The organism is Methylicorpusculum oleiharenae, from assembly GCF_009828925.2.
In the GTDB taxonomy this organism is placed as follows: domain Bacteria; phylum Pseudomonadota; class Gammaproteobacteria; order Methylococcales; family Methylomonadaceae; genus Methylicorpusculum; species Methylicorpusculum oleiharenae.
On sequence record NZ_WUTY02000001.1, the window covers coordinates 1,184,193 to 1,201,782 of the forward strand.

At 50.5% G+C, this 17,590-nt stretch carries 14 protein-coding genes and 1 pseudogene; 8 read left to right on the forward strand and 7 right to left on the reverse strand.

Annotation, left to right across the window (positions count from 1 at the left end; translation table 11 throughout):
* Positions 1–393: 393 nt before the first annotated feature.
* The 3 genes from GO003_RS05560 to GO003_RS05570 are packed head-to-tail and all read right to left on the reverse strand — an operon-like array spanning position 394 to position 3,909.
* On the reverse strand, positions 394–1,590 hold the full coding sequence (locus tag GO003_RS05560) for a phosphorylase family protein (RefSeq protein ID WP_159656979.1): 1,197 nt from the start codon (positions 1,588–1,590) through the stop codon (positions 394–396).
* Positions 1,587–2,057: a hypothetical protein gene (locus tag GO003_RS05565; protein ID WP_159656977.1), complete on the reverse strand. Its 471-nt coding sequence runs from the start codon at positions 2,055–2,057 to the stop codon at positions 1,587–1,589. The genes GO003_RS05560 and GO003_RS05565 overlap by 4 nt, the downstream gene beginning before the upstream one ends.
* Positions 2,041–3,909: a hypothetical protein gene (locus tag GO003_RS05570; RefSeq protein WP_159656975.1), complete on the reverse strand. Its 1,869-nt coding sequence runs from the start codon at positions 3,907–3,909 to the stop codon at positions 2,041–2,043. Before GO003_RS05570 ends, GO003_RS05565 begins: the two co-directional genes overlap by 17 nt.
* Before the next feature lies 1 nt (position 3,910).
* Between GO003_RS05570 and GO003_RS05575 the strand changes: the two genes are divergently transcribed.
* From GO003_RS05575 to GO003_RS05605, 7 genes and pseudogenes are all read left to right on the forward strand, one after another.
* Positions 3,911–5,469, forward strand: a protein-coding gene (locus tag GO003_RS05575; protein WP_231088839.1) for an IS3 family transposase whose coding sequence is annotated in 2 segments (ribosomal slippage) — positions 3,911–4,373 and positions 4,373–5,469 — 1,560 coding nt in all. Because the reading frame shifts where the segments join, the coding sequence is not laid out codon by codon here.
* 24 nt (positions 5,470–5,493) lie between these two features.
* Positions 5,494–5,982: pseudogene (locus tag GO003_RS05580) on the forward strand (PAS domain-containing protein).
* Positions 5,983–5,987: 5 nt separating this feature from the next.
* Positions 5,988–6,296, forward strand: coding sequence for a response regulator transcription factor (locus GO003_RS05585; protein ID WP_159658495.1), 309 nt, complete (start codon positions 5,988–5,990; stop codon positions 6,294–6,296).
* A 1,153-nt stretch (positions 6,297–7,449) separates the two neighbouring features.
* Entirely contained in the window at positions 7,450–8,355 is a 906-nt protein-coding gene (locus GO003_RS05590; RefSeq protein ID WP_159658496.1) for a hypothetical protein, read from the forward strand.
* Between the two features lie 202 nt (positions 8,356–8,557).
* Positions 8,558–10,285 (forward strand): hypothetical protein, encoded by a 1,728-nt coding sequence (locus GO003_RS05595; protein ID WP_159658497.1) that lies wholly within the window; start codon positions 8,558–8,560, stop codon positions 10,283–10,285.
* Positions 10,286–10,533: 248 nt separating this feature from the next.
* Positions 10,534–10,902, forward strand: coding sequence for a hypothetical protein (locus GO003_RS05600; RefSeq protein ID WP_159658498.1), 369 nt, complete (start codon positions 10,534–10,536; stop codon positions 10,900–10,902).
* A 323-nt stretch (positions 10,903–11,225) separates the two neighbouring features.
* Positions 11,226–11,558, forward strand: a complete 333-nt coding sequence (locus GO003_RS05605) for a hypothetical protein (protein ID WP_159658499.1) — start codon at positions 11,226–11,228, stop codon at positions 11,556–11,558.
* A gap of 62 nt (positions 11,559–11,620) precedes the next feature.
* On the opposite strand, the gene GO003_RS05610 is transcribed toward GO003_RS05605, so the two are convergent.
* Together GO003_RS05610 and tnpC are read right to left on the reverse strand one after the other, a co-directional pair.
* Positions 11,621–12,163: a DUF2058 domain-containing protein gene (locus GO003_RS05610; protein ID WP_159658500.1), complete on the reverse strand. Its 543-nt coding sequence runs from the start codon at positions 12,161–12,163 to the stop codon at positions 11,621–11,623.
* 150 nt (positions 12,164–12,313) lie between these two features.
* Entirely contained in the window at positions 12,314–13,738 is a 1,425-nt protein-coding gene (gene tnpC, locus GO003_RS05615) for an IS66 family transposase (protein ID WP_159657603.1), read from the reverse strand.
* 460 nt (positions 13,739–14,198) lie between these two features.
* On the opposite strand from tnpC, the gene GO003_RS05620 reads away from it, so the two are divergent.
* Positions 14,199–15,014 carry a L,D-transpeptidase family protein gene (locus GO003_RS05620; protein WP_159652046.1) on the forward strand — a complete coding sequence of 272 codons (816 nt, stop codon included), beginning with the start codon at positions 14,199–14,201 and terminating at the stop codon, positions 15,012–15,014.
* A gap of 124 nt (positions 15,015–15,138) precedes the next feature.
* Here GO003_RS05620 and GO003_RS05625 read toward each other — a convergent pair whose 3' ends face one another.
* Positions 15,139–16,284: an ABC transporter permease gene (locus GO003_RS05625; protein ID WP_269144343.1), complete on the reverse strand. Its 1,146-nt coding sequence runs from the start codon at positions 16,282–16,284 to the stop codon at positions 15,139–15,141.
* A gap of 58 nt (positions 16,285–16,342) precedes the next feature.
* A complete protein-coding gene (locus GO003_RS05630; protein ID WP_159652042.1) occupies positions 16,343–17,554 on the reverse strand; it encodes an ABC transporter permease in 1,212 nt (403 codons plus the stop codon).
* Positions 17,555–17,590 lie beyond the last annotated feature (36 nt).

Genomic DNA, 17,590 nt, shown 5'->3' on the forward strand with positions numbered 1-17,590 from the left:
TTTAAGCTTCCCAATACCGGTCATTGGCAAAGTGGCACTATCGACCCCTAGCGGTAGATCGGAAAGGGAATCTTGGATGACTGGAGTCGGCCATTGCAGTCATTGGAATTCATCCCAAACTACGTCAACAATGTGACATATTGCTGACGTTTGGATGTCAATTATGGTTGAATGCTCACTATACCGACAACTCGCACATCCGCTCTGATACAGTCATCCGGATCGAAGGCCAAAGTGAAAATTGCTCTGCTTCAACTGCAGTCGGTAACAGTATTGCCCTCAAGTCTCAGTCTCGATCACATAGCCGACGACAGACCACAGACAACATATTGAGTCCGATAGAACACTCCAATCCCCGTTCGATTCCTCCTGATCGTCATCTGCCTTTTCCCATTATTGCGGGAGTCGCATCCCGACATCAGCAATTCCGGCCCGGATAGCCTTAACGACAAATTTAGCGGAGAGCAAGCATCCAATTCGATGGAATTGGTCGCCTTTGTTTTTGCCTCCATCATCAACGACGGCCTTGGCCGCAAAAAACGCAGGTTTGTTGGCTGCGTGCCTTGCGGCTTCATAGACGGAATAAATCTCCATATCGAAGCCGGCTAGTTTACGTTGTCCTGACGCTAGGGAAGACGTCTTGCCATCTTGTGCTATGACGGCACTTCCACTGCTAGTCGGTGCATCAGCCTGGACATTGCAGGTCAGTCGCTCCATCACATCTGGAAGCTCTGACTTGCCAGCATTTAGACCTTCCAACAGGTACTCTTTCAAATCAGCATCTGAACAAAGCTCAAGCAGTTTGTTGTGGACGTCCACATCAATTTGCACATCATAGTGTTCAGATTTGAAGCCTTCGTTGCTCCATTTTCCCGCATCGTGCTGGTGGCAAATCTGAGTTACCAGTAGGTCATAGATTCCGGCCCCGCCGGTTACTCCACCACAAATCCCACTCATGCAGATCAGACGGGGCTCAAAGCGCTCCAGCGCCATGGTCGCAACGACCGCCGCCGCGACGAGACCCATGCGGTGCGCTCGAACGATTACGCCCTTGTAATCGCATATTTGGACTTCTCGGCAAACGAGTCCTGATATGGTCTTGACTGGCCCCCAAGTATCGGTCAATCCGACGAAAGCATTAATCTCCTTGTCCAGCGCGCAAACAATGACGAACTCATACTTCTGCTTGGGTTGCGCTGCCAATAGCTTCAGCTTCAATGCTTCCTTCCACTCACCATGGCCATTGAAGGGGATCACATTAATGTCGACCGCGTTTAAATCGTACACAGAGCCCCCCAAGTCCTCGGTGTAGCGCGTAAGCACGACTGCTGGGGTTCGGAACGATTTGCTATCGTAGTCCCTAGTTGCAGAAACCAACTGATCACTATGATCCTCGACTGTGTCGTCCTTTCCCGATCTGGGCACAACGAGATCAAGAAGGATTAAATCGAATTTCGTTTTGGCGATTTCGCGCGTATAGTCACACCAATTCCTTTCACGCTGAATCTCAGCGTCGGGAATGATTTGATTGATTTCGGCTTGAATCTCTTCATACTTACTGTCTTCATCTTCAAGTATCAATATCTTCATAGTCGCTCCAGAATGGACGTGACCTCGGCCTTCCATCGAAGGTCATCTTCCACATATCTCACACAGCCGGCTATCTTAATGCCAAACTTTTCGAGTATTTCTTGCTGTGCCAATTCCACTGGAATCGGCACTTCTTCTATCGGAATGTCTGGGTATTGCGTAAGGATGATGCATGATGTGTTACTGCCGGAAGACTCAATTTCAAACAACACATCTAGACCTCCTGAAGATAGAGGAAATGGGGAACCCGCCCCAGCCTCTGGCTCATGACTGTGAATTGACATGTCGATGATAGCAAGATCAAAGGTAGATGTTGCCAGCACGGACGAAGCCGTTGCCAACGCGTGGCATTCCACGATCTCGATACGTCCAGAAAAATGCTCTTTCAGGTGAGCGCGAATGCTGTCCATCTTGAATGGATCATCTTCGACAATCAGGCACCGGGTATGCTCAATGTTCAAGGTCATAGGTAAGTCTCACGTGTACTTCATTACCCAAGACTTCGTACTGCTCAAGGGATAAGTCTTGGCGGTTATGGGCAAGCAGTAAGAGCTTCGAAATTCCGCTCTTTCCTTGATACAAATTGGCATCCTGAAAATTTGCCTTCTTTCGCTCTTCGATGACCGCAGAAACTTCAGCCGGGTCATCTGATAGACGAATAGAAGACGATATTTTCACTATTAATAGTTTCTGCTTACCTGACGTAATTTCGAAATTTCTACGGACGGGGCGGCTACGGTCACCATGCTTGGCCGCGTTCGCAACAACGACAGCCAGCGAGTCGTAAACAATGTGGTATGCGCCGCCAACCAACTCGACCTCGCCATTGCTGTTCTCGTCTTCCTGCGGGTTGAAATCAGGTGTGGTGTCCTTTATCTCAGCGACTATGGCGTCAAATAACAACGATAGGGATGCTTTGGGCGCCACAATTGATGGTCGCTTGAACCATTCAAACACCGCGGCGATCTTACGGTCGATGGAATGCTCCAACTCTCGACGGAAGGACTCCGCCAACTTGGTATCTGCTAACGCCACAGATGGTAGCAGTTCGTTTTCGAGGAATGGGATGTTTTTTAGCGGCACTTGCAGGTTTTTCAGGTATCTATTGACGGCAATCAGGTCACACTCCGCAAGCCTCCAACAATAGTCGATAATATCCAGATCTATGCCCGCCACAGTTTTCGTCTCGGCGTATGCTGTGCTTATGGTGTTGACTGCAGCACTAAGAATCTCAAGCTTTTGAGGTCCATACACCTCGGGCTGAAGAAGTCCAAGTGGCTTCGCCTTGGAATTGACATGCAGCCGGTCCCTGATAACCTCTTCAATCGAGCGATTGTATGCATCCTTCCAAGCGCTCCATTTCGCCACAAACTGTGGCGAACGAGATAGGTGTCCAAATTTTTCGCCCTTTTCAATCTGGTTGATAACACTGGAGTATAGATGGCCGTGAAAGGTACCATGTCGAATTCTCCGACCAATATAGGAGGCGATTCCAAAAACAGGATTCGAGCAGAATGCGTTGTAACACTGTCCCATTACGAGCGAAAGAATCGTTTCATCGCAATTTACAGAAACCCCTTTTCTCCCCGAACCTGTGGACGTTAGTGCACTGTTCAGCTCAATCATCATCTCGTCTTCGATCCACGATGAGAATCTCGATGGGTCCACATAAATGCGATGGTCATCGATCTCATTTCGAACCCGATTAAGTTGATGATCGATTCGAACTGCCCGGGCGCGCTCAAGGAAGTGCTCATCCTTGGTGAAGCGAGCCATCCACTCATGGAGGGAGGCCCGCACTTCCGGGATGTCTGCGCGGTGAGGCGCAAGCTTGTTCAATTTTGCGAGAAAGTCCTCGGTGGAAATTTCGTAGATATACTCTGAAACGTATGGGTGCGTGGACTCATAGGCTTCGACGAGTTTAACAAGAGCCCCGTCGTGTTCCTTTATTGTAATGTTTTCCAAAAGCTTTCTAAGTTGAAAACTGTCAAGTTCGTTCTTACTACGTTTGGCGAGCAGAAGAAGCAAGATCAATCTCACCAGACCATCCCTCGCCAATTTTGCTGCCGTCCGTACTGCCTTGATCGGAACAGTCCGAGAAAGATCGCGAGTTAGCCCCATTAGAGTGAACAAATCGTCCCTTTCGAAACCGATCTGCCCATCGGAATGGTACAGCCAATAGTTGAATACTGCCGATCGGGTTGCTGTGCCCGACAGCTCAAGCTTGGCCAGAAATTCATATGGGTGTTTGGTGAATGGGGTCTTCCCTACCCTCAGTGTCAGGATAGTTGTCGCCTCTAAAATTTTATAGAGGTACAAAATGCAAACCCGTTATAGTGAAGAATTTAAACAGCAAGCCCTGAGTAAAGTATTGCAACGCGGTGATAAAAGTATTCAATCGATTGCCGATGAATTGACTATCAGTGTGTTTACTCTGAAAGGCTGGCTTAAACAGACACGATCCAAATCAACAACAAACACTATGAATCAACAACGTCCTAAAGACTGGACTCGGGAACAACGGTTTGAAGCCTTGCTAGCCAGCGCGGGCTTGGAAGGCGAAGCACTCAATGCCTTTTGCCGTGAACGAGGCTTGTTTACCCATCACCTGCAAACGTGGCAACAAGACTTTATTAAACCTCTTGAGGTCACCGAACCCAGCCAAGTCTCAAGGAAAGCCTTGAAACCCTTGGAGAACGAGATTGCACAACTGAAGAAAGACCTGCAACGCAAGGAGAAAGCCTTGGCAGAAGCCGCCGCTTTGTTGATTCTTCAAAAAAAGTGCCACGCGTTCTGGGAGGAAAAGGCGCCATGATCCCTCTTGCAGAACGCACCCATTTACTCACCTTATTTAACGAAGCGTTTGATCACGGAGCCCGTAAAGCCAAAGCTGCCGAGGTGATGGGGCTACCGCTACGCACATTACAACGTTGGCAACGTCCCGAAGCCGTGCCGGTTGACGGTCGCACGCGCCGTCAACACGTGCCTTGTAATCGTTTGAGTGACGAAGAACGCGCTCAGGTATTAGCCCTAGCCAACAGCGATGAGTTCAAAGACAAAACACCGCATCAGATCGTGCCGATGTTGGCCGAACGCGGCGAGTATTATGCCTCGGAGTCGACGATTTACCGCATTTTTCGCGAGGCGAAACAAGTCAAACACCGTCATGCCTGCCGTCCATCGGTCGAGCGTAGTAAGCCGAAAGCCCTCATCGCGACGGCACCGAAACAACTGGTGAGTTGGGATATCACCTATTTGACCAGCCTCATCAAAGGCCAGTTTTTCTATCTGTATCTGTTCATGGATATCTTCAGTCGCAAGATTGTCGGCTGGCAAGTTTATGAACAAGAAAACAGCGAACTGGCGGCCGATCTGATCACGGATCTCTGCCAACGAGAAGGGATTCCACCGCACCAGTTGGTGTTACATTCCGACAACGGCAGCCCGATGAAAGGGGCAACGCTGCTGGCAACCTTGCAGCAGCTTGGCGTCACACCCTCACGGAGTCGCCCGGCGGTGAGTAACGACAACCCGTATTCCGAGTCGTTGTTTAAAACGCTGAAATACGACGCCCAGTATCCGACCCAACCGTTTGCCTCGGTCACCGCCGCCAGGGACTGGGTAACCGACTTTGTCGCCTGGTACAACCATGAGCATCGGCATAGTGGCATTCAATTTGTAACGCCTGAGCAACGCCACAGGGGTGAAGATCGGGCGATCCTGAAGCAACGCAAGGCCGTTTACGAGGCCGCTAAAGCCAAAAAACCGGAGCGCTGGAGTCGTAATACCCGAAACTGGGAATGGCAGGCAGAAGTCTGTTTAAATCCCGATAAACCGAGCGATAGTGCGGTAAAAAATACCGACACTACCGTTCATTAATTTTCAACTCATGCGACAACTACGTTGACATTTACCGTTAATCAGGCATTTAGCCGGATTACCGGCTACAAAGCCGAAGAAGCGATTGGCCGGACCCCGACCTTTCTCAGTTCCGGGCGGCATAGTGAAGATTTCTATCAGGCCCTATGAGCAGCCGTAAATGGCGGTGGTTACTGGCACGGAGAAATCTGGGACAAGCGCAAGAATGGCGAGATATTCCCGTTGTGGCTCACCCTGACCGCCGTGGCTGACGGGGAGGGTGAAATCACGCATTACGTCGGCTCATTCACGGACATCACAGTACAAAAGCAGGCCGAAAAGGTTTTGCTTGAAGCGCGTCAGCGTCTGGAAAATCAGGTGGCAACCACAAAAGAGGAGCTGGAAAAACGCAAGGAAGAGACCGCAGAGATCAATACCGCGCTCAAGGTTCTTCTAAAGCATCGTGAAACGGACAAATCTGAAGCGCAAAATGCGCTGTTGTCCGAGGTGGAGGAAACCATCAGCCCTTCCTGAAAAAATTGAAAGGGGCCAGTGCCGGACGGCGTCAAAGCACCCGCCTGATCAGTATTCTTGAAACCAATCTCCAGCATCTGGTGGACTCCTACGGGGGGGCCACTACGCTATCCGCGGCCCTCCACCACTTGACCCCCGTTGAGATGCAGGTGGCGTTATTGCTCAGGCAGGGGTTATCCACAAAGGTCATCGCTATGACCTTAAATATCTCGCCGGGAACCGTCAGTATCCACCGGAAACACATCCGCAAGAAATTAGGCTTGGACGGCAAGGCAGCCAATCTTCAAAATTACCTAAAGTCATTGACCGAATAAGATAAGACTACAATCAGTCTAATTTCCCCCGAATGGGTATTTTATATATCCATTTCATACCCTTTAATACTCTATTTTAAGTGATTGTCTTTTACTCTATTTAGGGAGTATAAATTTATTAGTTTTTGATGAAATGCTTCATCGCTGTGTTCCACGGAAGCGCATATTTCACAGCTTCTATAAAGGCATCCTGCATTCAAATTAAATGCATTCATAGCGAAAACTGTTTAAAGCGTGCAGCTTTTATCGATGACCGCCCATTTGAGTCTGTTGAGAATGTCAAGGCCAAGACAGGTTTTATTCGAAAATTAAAAACCCAATTTTTTTGGGGTTGTCTAGGTATTTGCACGTATCGTTTATTTGTTTGTTATCTGATTTAATACATTCTGATTTAGTGATATTGAAGTTTGCACCCTTAAACCCGTCACCAACATAATAAAAATAAAACGGGTCTGATTCGAAACAGGATAAAACTTGTTATTACCGAATCAATATCAATATAAACACAGGAGAGTTATTATGAAAACGCTAAAACAATTCCAGCCTAAGATCCTGGCTGCGGCAGTTTTAATAGGATTATGCGTAATGAGTACCAGTGTATTTGCTGCTCCGGCTAGCGGAGTCGGCGGTGGTGGAGGAGGTTCTGGTGGGGGAGGTTCTGGTGGAGGAGACGGTGGTGGTGGCAGCGAGGCCCCGGATTTAGGGGATCTTTTCGTCCTCTATCGCAACGCTGACGGTATTCCCGTTCTTACCGCAGATTCCTGTCAGCAGCCTCTTGCGGCCGCTTCCTTCCCCGGCTGTATAAACATACCGGAAACTTCGGACTGTCGCCTGATTCCTGTCGATCCCGGTACCTGCGCAGTCATGCCCGGTTATGAAACTTTCACACAGGAGATTGAGTTCGGCCGTACCAATGTGGCGCGCTCGCCAGCCTCGGTGTTTGATCAGCAGTTGGAGGACGTCGTTGTCCGGCTGTCCACAGCCGACTGCGTCACCCGGGATGCTGCCGGGCGGATGGTGACCAGCACCGTTACGGATGGCGTTGTTGAGTCGGCTGCCATCGACTCGCCGCTACAGAACTTGGCTATCTACAAACAACTCATGCTGAATGGTTATCTAGGCGCTGAATCCGCTCCGATTGAGTTGCCAGCGGATGAACTCGACATCGCTGCCGTGGGCATTGGCGCAGCCTCCGACAAGGGGGGGCAAGGTCAGCGTGGACATGGTGGTCTATCTGAATCAGATCCTCGGCCTCACGGACGAAAGCGTGACAACCACGTTACCCAAGAAGTGCATCGAGGTCAAGGAAGAGGTGATGGGCGTGATCACAATGGTCAAGAAGTGCTTCCTCGACTACGGAGCCACGGGCGGAAACTTTACCCATGACCGTGGCGCGCACTTCGGGGCGTTGCCCGCACCGGCCTACATTCCCGCCGGCGCTCCTCAGCCAGGTTGGACCGAGTATTTGGGTGTGTTGGATTCTAATCCCTCGTACCCCACTTTCTACAGAGCTCAAGGCCCTACCCTGGACGCAGTGCCTGAACTTAAGGCCGATACTCATTGGATGGGATCTAACATTGGTGGTTTCGCTACAGCAGCCGACGATGCCCGTGGGGTCATCAACTACTTGCACAGCTGGCCATTGCCGGAAGACTTCGCGACTGCGCAGACCTGTGATGCCTCTAGTGACATCCATTATGACGTCTCAATCAGCGCGGATTCTGGGCTGCAAGTGCCCGTGCGCATGGTAGCGGGCACGGAGGGCAGGGAATTCACCTTGGCCGTTGCGAACGCAGGTCCGGATACGGCAACAGGCAGCGTGCTACTAACTGCCGTCGACGCTAAGGGAGTCTCCATACCGACCTTCCCCCGGTCCTACATCTTCACGCTCACACCCGGAACCAGTAAGAGTTGGACCGAGGCTTTCAGTATTAGCTACAAAACCACGGTCACTTGGACGGCGACTGTCACAGCTGATCACGACGTGAACAAGAACAACAACAGTGTCACCGAGATCACGACGGTAATAGGAAAAGGTGGCGGTAAATCATCGAAATAAGCAATCTAATTTCGGTTAGCAAGCAAGGCTGGGCGAGTCAACATACTTTCCCAGCCTTTTTAGGCTTATTCAGAAGGGATAAAGGAGCAAGACCATGAAGACATACCTTGTACATTCAATATTTGCCATCCTGGGAGTCGGAGCAGCTGCGGCTTTCGCTAAACAGCCTCCGGCGCCCCCCTGGTTCACATGGACCACGGTCGTGAACAACAACGACGTGATGCCCCCGAGCCAGAAAAAGTTCAACAGCTACAACCAGCCCTCGGTGAACCTCGACGGTCTGGTGGTCATCCGGGCTCGCAGTCATGGGGGGCCGGGAGACACGGGCGGCGGCCACGTCGGTGAGGGCGAGGCGACCACCGTTGGACCGGCTGCGAGCGATGGCGGTAACGGCGGCATAGACACCGAGCACGGTAACCAGCCCGTTCACGGTATCTACACCCGCGATATGAGAGTGGCCAACAGCCCCATCGTTAGAATCCTCGACCGGAAGACAGAGGTTCCCCAGCCGAACAACCTCGGCACCAAATTTGTCGAGACCCCGTCCTTCCCGCGCATCGACATGTTGTCGGACACCATCGCTACCCGCGGCAATCACCAGCCGGTGTGGACATACGGCTCTGAGGGTGATGAGACTCGGGCTGGGACCACGGGCGTCTACACCAACCCCTTCGGCGATCTGATCACCGGCGCCGCTAAACTCGGCGCAGTACCCGGCCTAGGGTTCTTCGCAGTCCCCGGCCTCCAGTCTCTCACCATGTTCGACGTTTTTCCCGGCGCACCGGCGGTGACCGGCGGAAGCACCATCGTGTTCAAAGGCAATTTCACGGTGGACAACGTCGGTAAAACCGGAGTGTTCTACCGCAATCTGGTCGACAGTGACATCAACGGTGGATCCGGTGGAGGAACGAATCCCGTTGTGCTGATCGCTAACAATATCGTCACTAAAATTCCTGGCACCACTCAGGTGTTCGGCTCCACCTCACCGCCCAGCGCGGCGAACGGCAGGGTAGTGTTCGCCGGTTTCGACGACGAGGAGAAACCGACCCTGGGCGGCATCTATCTGGCGCCGCTGGCGCAAACACCGTCACTCAAGACCCTCGTCAGCATCGGCGGACGGGTTCCCGGAGAGGGTGTCAAGAGCACCTTTAACAATCTTGGGGAGGGCGGCGCGTTCGACGGTCGTTTCGTAGGCTTCTGGGGCGCCTGGGGGGCGAAGACCCGGACGGTGCGTCTGTACTGCCCGACGGAAGGCAACAAAGACCGCATCGACTACTGCAACCAAAAGCTTGTGTGCGAAGACACGGGAGAGATCATCGGGGATGAGAACAGCACCTGTGACGAGACGGGCTGCTGGCAGGAAAAAAAGGTCCCCGTGAACCAGGGCATCTTCGTCCACGACACACTGGGCGGCACTACGCGGACAGTGGCCAAGACCAAGGCGCGCTTCGATGAGTTCCTGTTCTGGAACTACTCCGGCAAGACCCCTTGCGTGGGTGGTGGTCACTCCGAGGAAGGCGCCGAGGACGATGGCGAGCTTACGCGCTGGCGTTCGTCCGCCTTTGTCGCGGTGTCGGGCCAAGCCACCGCCTTCAAAGCCGTCGCAAGTGGCGGTGAGCAGGGGGCCTGCGGGTCCTGTCACAGCGGGGATGGCGTGGGTTCGGTTCCGCCATCGCCGTTTCATGCGCGGCTAGTGGGCATTTATCTCAACCGGCATCCGGGGCAGGACATCATCACTGTGCTCGATACGCGGACAGACGGGCAGAAGATCGATCCTGAAGCGCCGGCGGGCTCAAAGGTCACTGAGCTGGGTATCGAGCGCGAAAGTCTCCGCGGGGACTGGCTGGTCGTTAATGCAAAGATGGGCATTGAAGGTGGCACTGAAGAAGAAGCTATGGCCGGTATTTACCAAACCCGCGTGCCAAAATAAATCGGGGAATCTTCCCCTTCCGGCTTATCGTTGCTTTAGTCTCCGAGTCAGGTTGGGCAACAGCCTTATTGTTGCCCAACCTTTCAATGTCCGATAATTGAACGACAATTTAAATTTTTCAAAACATTTATCGAGTTGAATTTTAGAAACGTCGGACGAAAAAATCATGTCTGACCTCCTAATGAAAAAAATTACGGGTCCGGCAAGAAAGCCTTTTTTAACAAGCCATTATTCGTGAGGTTTAAATCATGAACATGAAACACCTGAACGATGCCGGTATTACCGGCCTATTTCTGGCTGCATTCGCGTTTAATGCGTTTGCTGAAACGGACCAACCTCGCGTGCAGCAACAGCAGCAATTTCAACAGCAGCAGCGTGAGCAGATTCAGAGCCGAGAATACATGCAGTCTGATCAAGAGTTACAACAGCGCGAACAGAACCGCACCATGACGGAAGAGCAGGAGCGTTTGCAGCAGCAACAGCAAATGCAAATGCAACAACATCAGGAAATGCAGGAGAGAGCTCGGCAGAATGATATGATGCAAAAAGGAGGTCAGGGAATGGGGCCGCATGGCGGCGGCATGGGCGGAGGTATGGGCGGTGGTCGCGGCCGGTAATGAATTGTCTGGCCCTCTTCTATACAAGGCAAGTGATGGAAGCAGGGCCCAGGGCCGCGCTCAAATCAAGCAAAGGGTATAGGTGTTTTTGTTTTCACTTATTGTTACCGGAAACTGAAACGGGCGTCCAAATGCTGATAAGCGAGGCATGATATTTTATGACTTTCCCTCAATTGTGTAGGGGAGAATTTTATATTCAAGGTAGATTAGAACAGGTTATAGCCGTAAGCCAACCCAACATTTCAAGGCCATGGCGATAATGGTTGGGTTGCCAATTGCAGGAAATCCAACCTTATGCTGAATAAATCAAGGAATTTGGCAAGATGAGATTAAAAGAAAAAGACGTTGAGGTCGGCTATTTGTATTTGACGACTGCCAATCAATACCGTGCGGTGCTGGCGATGAAAGGTGACTTTATAATTTATGCGCCCGGTTCCGAAGAGGCTGAACCCTTAAAACTGACGGTCACTGAGATGCCCTTTGAAAATCAGCCATTCAAGAAATGCCAGATCGTTACCTTTGCCAAAAAGGATTATCAAGTATTTGATTTCAATGGCGCTGATGCGATCAAACATCGGTTGGATGAAGGACAGTTAGCTCAAATAACCGCTCAGTGTAATGCCAAGTCTGCTATTGCGGCTCTGTTAGCCGAATAAAGTAGTTATAACAGAAAAAAACTTTCGTCCTGTGCGGGTCAAAGGGCAGTGGTTTCCGGTCATTACCAGATCAAATCATCAGGAATCTGGTATTGCGCATAAGCATCATCGGTGGTATCGGCGTTCTTTTTTTCGACGTTAAAAACGATCACGCTGGCTGCATCGCGCGACAGTATTTTTCTTGCTACTTCGGAAGATACCACTTCATAAGATTGCCCCAGCTTGACTATGGCAAGCCGGCCTTCGGCAATCTGATCCCGCATTTCAGTTGAGACATAAATCCGCTTAACTTTATTATTGTCCGTAAAATTATAAGCCAAGCCATCACCCGCTGTGGGCAGCCGGTTTAATTCAATAATCTGTTTGATCTGGGCAGCCAACTGTTTTTGCTCTTCCTGCTGCTGCCGTATTTGATTAAGCTCTCGATCGCGCTCCAGCTTTTCGGCTTGGGCTTTTTGAGCCAGCTCTTTAGCCTCATCAACCACTTCAACGTTATTTTTACGCTGCTGCTGGGTTTGTTTGCGTTTATCGGATTTAACGCTTTTGGCCTGAGCCGAGCTTACCAAGCCAGATTTAAGTAATTGTTCTTGTAATGAAAGTTTCATTTTACGATCTACGTAACCCCGTATTTCAAAGTGAAATAAAAAACAAATGTTTCAATCCGGCTTTTTCTGTTTGTTTTTTCGTAATTACTCAGCGTAATTAACAACCATCCCAAATATGATATTGGTTGGCATGATCACGCGCTCATGCCGTTAAAGAATAAAGTCCGGTAATCTGCCTTCAAAAAGCAGAGTCAGTGCATTGGTGGCAGAGACATCGTTTTTACAGCAAGTCGATAAATAACTCCGCACACGGCAAAAGATTTTCGCCCCTTCCATAGATCGGAAGCAACCGGAAATTTTCTGATGCAACTTAGTCATGCGAATATCATTTTCCCCCTGATTATTGGTAAAGGATACCTCCTCGTCGGTCATGAAGCGTAGCGTTTCTTGCTCAAAATCGCGCAATCGTTCCAGTAAATTTCGGGATTTGCTCCGTTTGATGCGGCCCCTCTTGTTGCGGTCTTTTCCTTCCGGCTCTGGCGGTGGCGGGCATTCCAACTCCGCCTGCTTCACTAGTGCCCGGTATTGTTCGCGGTACTGAACGGCTTGATCTTCAGTTAACCTCCCGCCCTGTGAATAAACCTCATCCAGAATGTCTTCTAATAGATCAATCATCAATTTTGCCCAGGCCTGCCCCTCTTCTTCATGGGCAAAAGCCAATTCCCGTAAGTGATGGGCATTGCATAAGGCATGCTGACAAATGAGTTTGAAATACGGTTTCCAATGGTCGTGAACCAGGATACCGGTAAACCGTGTTAACAGGGGTAAGCTTGCCATGGCTTCCAGTCCGCGTTTTTCATGCGCATAATACAGCGTCCACAGCGGACTGGACACGCAGTGTAACCAGCGGTTTTTGCCATTGATATTGATGCCGGTCTCATCGGCATGAATGACCCGCGTATGGCGTAGTTTGGCGATCAGCTTTTGCTCAAACTGCTCCAGCAGTTCATAGGCCTGTTGATTATAGGTAAAAATCGATCCTTCGCTGATGGGCAAGTCCAGTTGCTCCTGAAAATGCTCTTGGACCCGGTTATAGGGAATCAATTGATACTGCGACAAATACACCGACTGGGCTTTGACGCCGTTGCCGTACTGAACGGCTTTAGTCACACCCGCTGGAAAGGGCGCTGTAAAGCGTTGCCCCTGCAGATTTTCCAAGATTTCGGCTTGGTATTCGATCACGACGCGTCGAATGTCAATATCAAACACTTGGCGAGAGTCGAAACCGACCACCGTATAGTCGCCGGGCGGCAAAAGACTTCGGTCGACCGTCAGGGGTTTAATCACATCGGGATTATCACTCTTTTCCAGCGTGGTGCCAATGCGCCCCGGTTGACCTCCGGTTTTTTTGCCGGAGTCCCCTTTATCACCTTTTCCGCTATTGCCAAACCGATTGGATGAAGGTGGCTTGCTACTGTTACGGCTGTTCAAGTTCAAACGGCCCGCCATGATCTGCACCAGCAGAATCAGCACGGCCAATACCGAACGAAAAGCCGGTGACAATTGCGATTCCTCGGCAAGCAATTGCTGAGCAGTTTTGATCGTGGCTTCCACGTCAATGTCATTGACTGTCAAATTAAATACCGTAAACCGTTTGGAATGACGCTATTATAAGGCCGGTTTCAGAACTCGAATTTTGCCTTCGAGGATGACCTAAGCGCCACGAAAGGTATGGGTAAGCAATCTGCTGTGCTTGTAAAGCTCTCCGGCTTTTCTTGAACGAGCTGGAGGCTATAAATAGCAAGCCTAAAGCCTTTCGATGAATTGCTTAAAATTACGGTTATTTGCGAAAAAACGTGTCAAGCATTATTTTTTATTTTTTGAAAAAATTACGCTGAGTAGTTACGTTTTTTCTAGCTGACAACATGACCCGTCCAAGTGAACCGGGCAATAGGATTTCTTTTAAAAGTCTAACTATTTTATCAATGTTGTCCATCATTTTTTGAATAAGCCCCATTTTATCTGGGCCCCAGGCTTGCGGGCAGAGGGTGCTTTACCTAAACTATGCCGGTAAACACTTTTTTCAGCGGAAATTATGAAATCAATAGCCATAATCATTGCCGGCTTGGCTTTGACAGGATTACTCAGCGCATGTTCCGGGCACAAACCCGTAAAGACGGTCAGCACCAGCAAGGAAAGCGCTACTAAAGCGGTCAAACCTCAGGCACGAGCCGATCGGAATCTGTATTACCTGCCGCCTCCGCCGATGCCCGATCAACGGACTGTGGAGGATGTTCTGCAAGCATACGGCCCGTATGCGACAAACAAACTCGCCCATTATTTCGCCAAGGCCAAGGTGGCTTATCCCCCTCGGGAAGTCACCTTCATCGCCTTGAAACAGGAAAGGAAACTGGAACTCTGGGCCAAAGATAGCGGCGAGTTCCGTTTTATTCGCGACTATAACATCCAGGCGGCCAGTGGCGTGGCCGGTCCCAAATTGCGCCAAGGCGACAAACAAGTGCCGGAAGGAATTTACCGCATCGTGGGACTCAATCCCAACAGCAATTACCACTTGTCGATGAAATTAAATTACCCCAACGAATTCGATCTCTTTCATGCCTGGCAGGAAGGGCGTGCCCATCCGGGGTCGGATATTTTCATTCATGGCAAAGCCGCCTCTATCGGTTGCCTGGCCATGGGCGATGAAGCGATAGAAGAACTGTTCGTTCTAGCCGCGCAAGTGGGTACCGATAATATGAAAGTCGTGATTGCTCCGCATGACCCCAGGACCTATCCTCTGGAGGCTGGCATCTTTGGTCTTCCGGAATGGACCCATGAACTCTATTGGAACATTTCCCGTGAAATCAAAGCCCTTTCACCGGTGGAGAAGTCCGCAAAAAAGGGCTTGTGATTTTAAGGCCGGATTTTGTTAGCCGGCCAAGTAGAGTGGGCAACGCTTTTTTGCCCAGGCGGAGTTAACGCCATGATTTGAGATGATGGGCAGAAAAGCGCTGCCCATCCTAACTGTTATCGGATCACTCGGCGCGTAGTGCATTTAACGGATTTAATCCTGCCGCTCGGAGTGCTGGAATGACGCCGGCAATGATGCCTATCATCAATGATACAACCAATGCCAGGGCAACATACGATCCGGCCAATTCAATGGGTAAGGCCGGAAACAGGAGTTTTATCGATTGCACCAGCGCAAGTCCGAAAGAGATACCTGCGATACCGCCTGCCAGGCTGAGCGCCAAGGCTTCGGTCAAAAACAGTTTGAAAATATCGCGGCGTTCAGCGCCTATCGCTCTCAATAATCCGATTTCAGGGATGCGCTCGGTTACGGCAATGGTCATCATGGTTAAAATACCGACCGATCCTACCAGTAAGGAGATTCCACCCAGCGCGCCGATACCCAGGGTGAGTATGGACAAAACCGAGTTTAGCGTCTTAAGCATGCGGTCCTGCGTGACGATGGTAAAGTCTTCAAAGCCATGACGCTGTATCATTAGGGCTTTAATGGCGGCTTCCATTTCTTCAACCGAACTTCGGCTGTCATAAAGCAAATTTATTTCCATCAACCCTTGCCGGTTGAACATTTCCAGCGCTTTGCCTGCTGGAATGAAAATCGTGTCGTCCAAATCAAAACCCAGCATTTGGCCTTTGGGTGCCAATACGCCGATTATACGAAAACGATCACTGCCGATTCGAATACGTTTTCCTAAAGGATTTTCCGTTCCAAACAATTCTTTTCTCAAGGTGCTGCCAAGCACTGCCTGATTCCGGCTGCTGTCACCTGCCTGGCCGCTAAGAAAGCGGCCGCTGGTGGTGTTGACTTTCCATATCACGGGTAAGGCCACGCTGACGCCAAACACGTTGGCGCGGCGCTCTTTGCGCTCGCTTTGAATGGCGGCATTACCTTGCACCATAGGCATGGCGGCGATAATGTGTCTTAGTTGGCCCAGGCTTTGAGCATCATCCAGCGTCAGCGGCCTGACGGTGCTGATGGTTGCGCCGGATAAACCGAAGGTTGTTGTTTTTCCGGGAGTAACCGAGATCAAATGACTTCCGAATTGGGTGAATTCAGTCAAAACGAATTGATGAATCCCGCTGCCGATGGAGGTTAAAACAATCACGGATGCAATGCCGATGATCAGGCCGAGTACGGTAAGCGATGAGCGCATTTTGTGAGCGTTCAGGGTTTGAAATGATAATCGGATCAGATCGGACCAATACACACATTCACCTTTTGGCCAGTGCCGAAATGGGATCAAGGTTTGCCGCTTTTCTGGCCGGCAAGATGCCGAACACTAATCCGGTGACTAATGAAACGGTTAAGGCCGCCAGCGTAGCCCAGCCCGGCAGATAAAACGGAAATTGTGGATAGATACGCGCAAGACCCAGAAATGAAACTTCACCCAAAATCAGGCCAACACAAGCACCTGCAATTGAGAGCAAGACTGCTTCCGCAAGAAACAAGGCAATAACCTGTTGCTTTGTTGCGCCCAGCGCTTTAAGCAAACCGATTTCAGCAGTTCTTTGTGAGACGCTGACCAGCATCACGTTCATGACCAGGATGCCAGCGACGGAAAGACTGATTGCGGCGATGCCGGATACCGTATAGGTTAGTGCGGTCAGAATTTTATCGAAGGTGGCAACGACGCTGTCCTGAGTAATGACCGTGATATCTTCCTCGCCCTCATGGCGTGCCTTGATGATGGTTTTAATCTGTTCCATGGCGGGGGCAATAGCCGCCTTGGATTTTGCTTCGGCTAAGATCCGGAACAAACCGTTGGTATCAAATAAGACTTGAGCGGCTTCGACCGGCACAATGACAATTTCGTCAAAGCCTACGCCGATAGACTGCCCTTCCTGAGCCAGTATGCCTATTACGCGAAAACGCCGGTCGTTGATGCGAATCCACTGGCCTAATGCCGGCTGCGTCGGGAACAATTCCTGTTGCAGTTTATGCCCAATCACGCAGACCTGTTGACTTCGGCCTTGAGTGCTTTCCGGCAGGAATCGGCCTTGTCCCATAGTCAAGTGCCGGACCTGCTGAAGCGCATGCGTCGAGCCCATGATATTGGCTTCCCGTTCAAGATTTTTATCCATCACCGATACCGGCGCGTTGCCGATTGATATCGGTGCGATAGCCGCCAGATAACGGCTTTTTGATAACGCATAGGCATCTTCAAGCGTCAGATCGCGCGGCGTTTCTCCCATTAATGGGGGATGTCCTCCTATTGTTTCGGTCCTGCCGGGCAGAATGATCAGCAAATGTGTGCCTAATCCTTCGAACTCGTTAACGATATACCGGCGGGCACTTTCTCCGAGGCCCGTTAGAACGGAAACGGAGGCAATGCCGATACTCATCGCCAGAATGATCAATGCAGTACGGACCGGTTGCGCTTTGATTGCCGTTAATGCGTGTGTCGTGGTGTCTCGAAATAGCATGAAGTCGATTAATCAAATAAGTGAATAATTAACATA

Excerpts from the sequence above, each read along its gene's own strand:
- GO003_RS05620 (WP_159652046.1), top strand. The coding sequence starts at position 14,199 with ATGAAATCAATAGCCATAATCATTGCCGGCTTGGCTTTGACAGGATTA.
- GO003_RS05605 (WP_159658499.1), top strand. The coding sequence starts at position 11,226 with ATGAGATTAAAAGAAAAAGACGTTGAGGTCGGCTATTTGTATTTGACG.
- GO003_RS05625 (WP_269144343.1), bottom strand. The coding sequence starts at position 16,284 with ATGCGCTCATCGCTTACCGTACTCGGCCTGATCATCGGCATTGCATCC.
- GO003_RS05600 (WP_159658498.1), top strand. The coding sequence starts at position 10,534 with ATGAACATGAAACACCTGAACGATGCCGGTATTACCGGCCTATTTCTG.
- GO003_RS05560 (WP_159656979.1), bottom strand. The coding sequence starts at position 1,590 with ATGAAGATATTGATACTTGAAGATGAAGACAGTAAGTATGAAGAGATT.
- GO003_RS05565 (WP_159656977.1), bottom strand. The coding sequence starts at position 2,057 with ATGACCTTGAACATTGAGCATACCCGGTGCCTGATTGTCGAAGATGAT.
- GO003_RS05610 (WP_159658500.1), bottom strand. The coding sequence starts at position 12,163 with ATGAAACTTTCATTACAAGAACAATTACTTAAATCTGGCTTGGTAAGC.
- GO003_RS05630 (WP_159652042.1), bottom strand. The coding sequence starts at position 17,554 with ATGCTATTTCGAGACACCACGACACACGCATTAACGGCAATCAAAGCG.
- GO003_RS05590 (WP_159658496.1), top strand. The coding sequence starts at position 7,450 with ATGAACTCGACATCGCTGCCGTGGGCATTGGCGCAGCCTCCGACAAGG.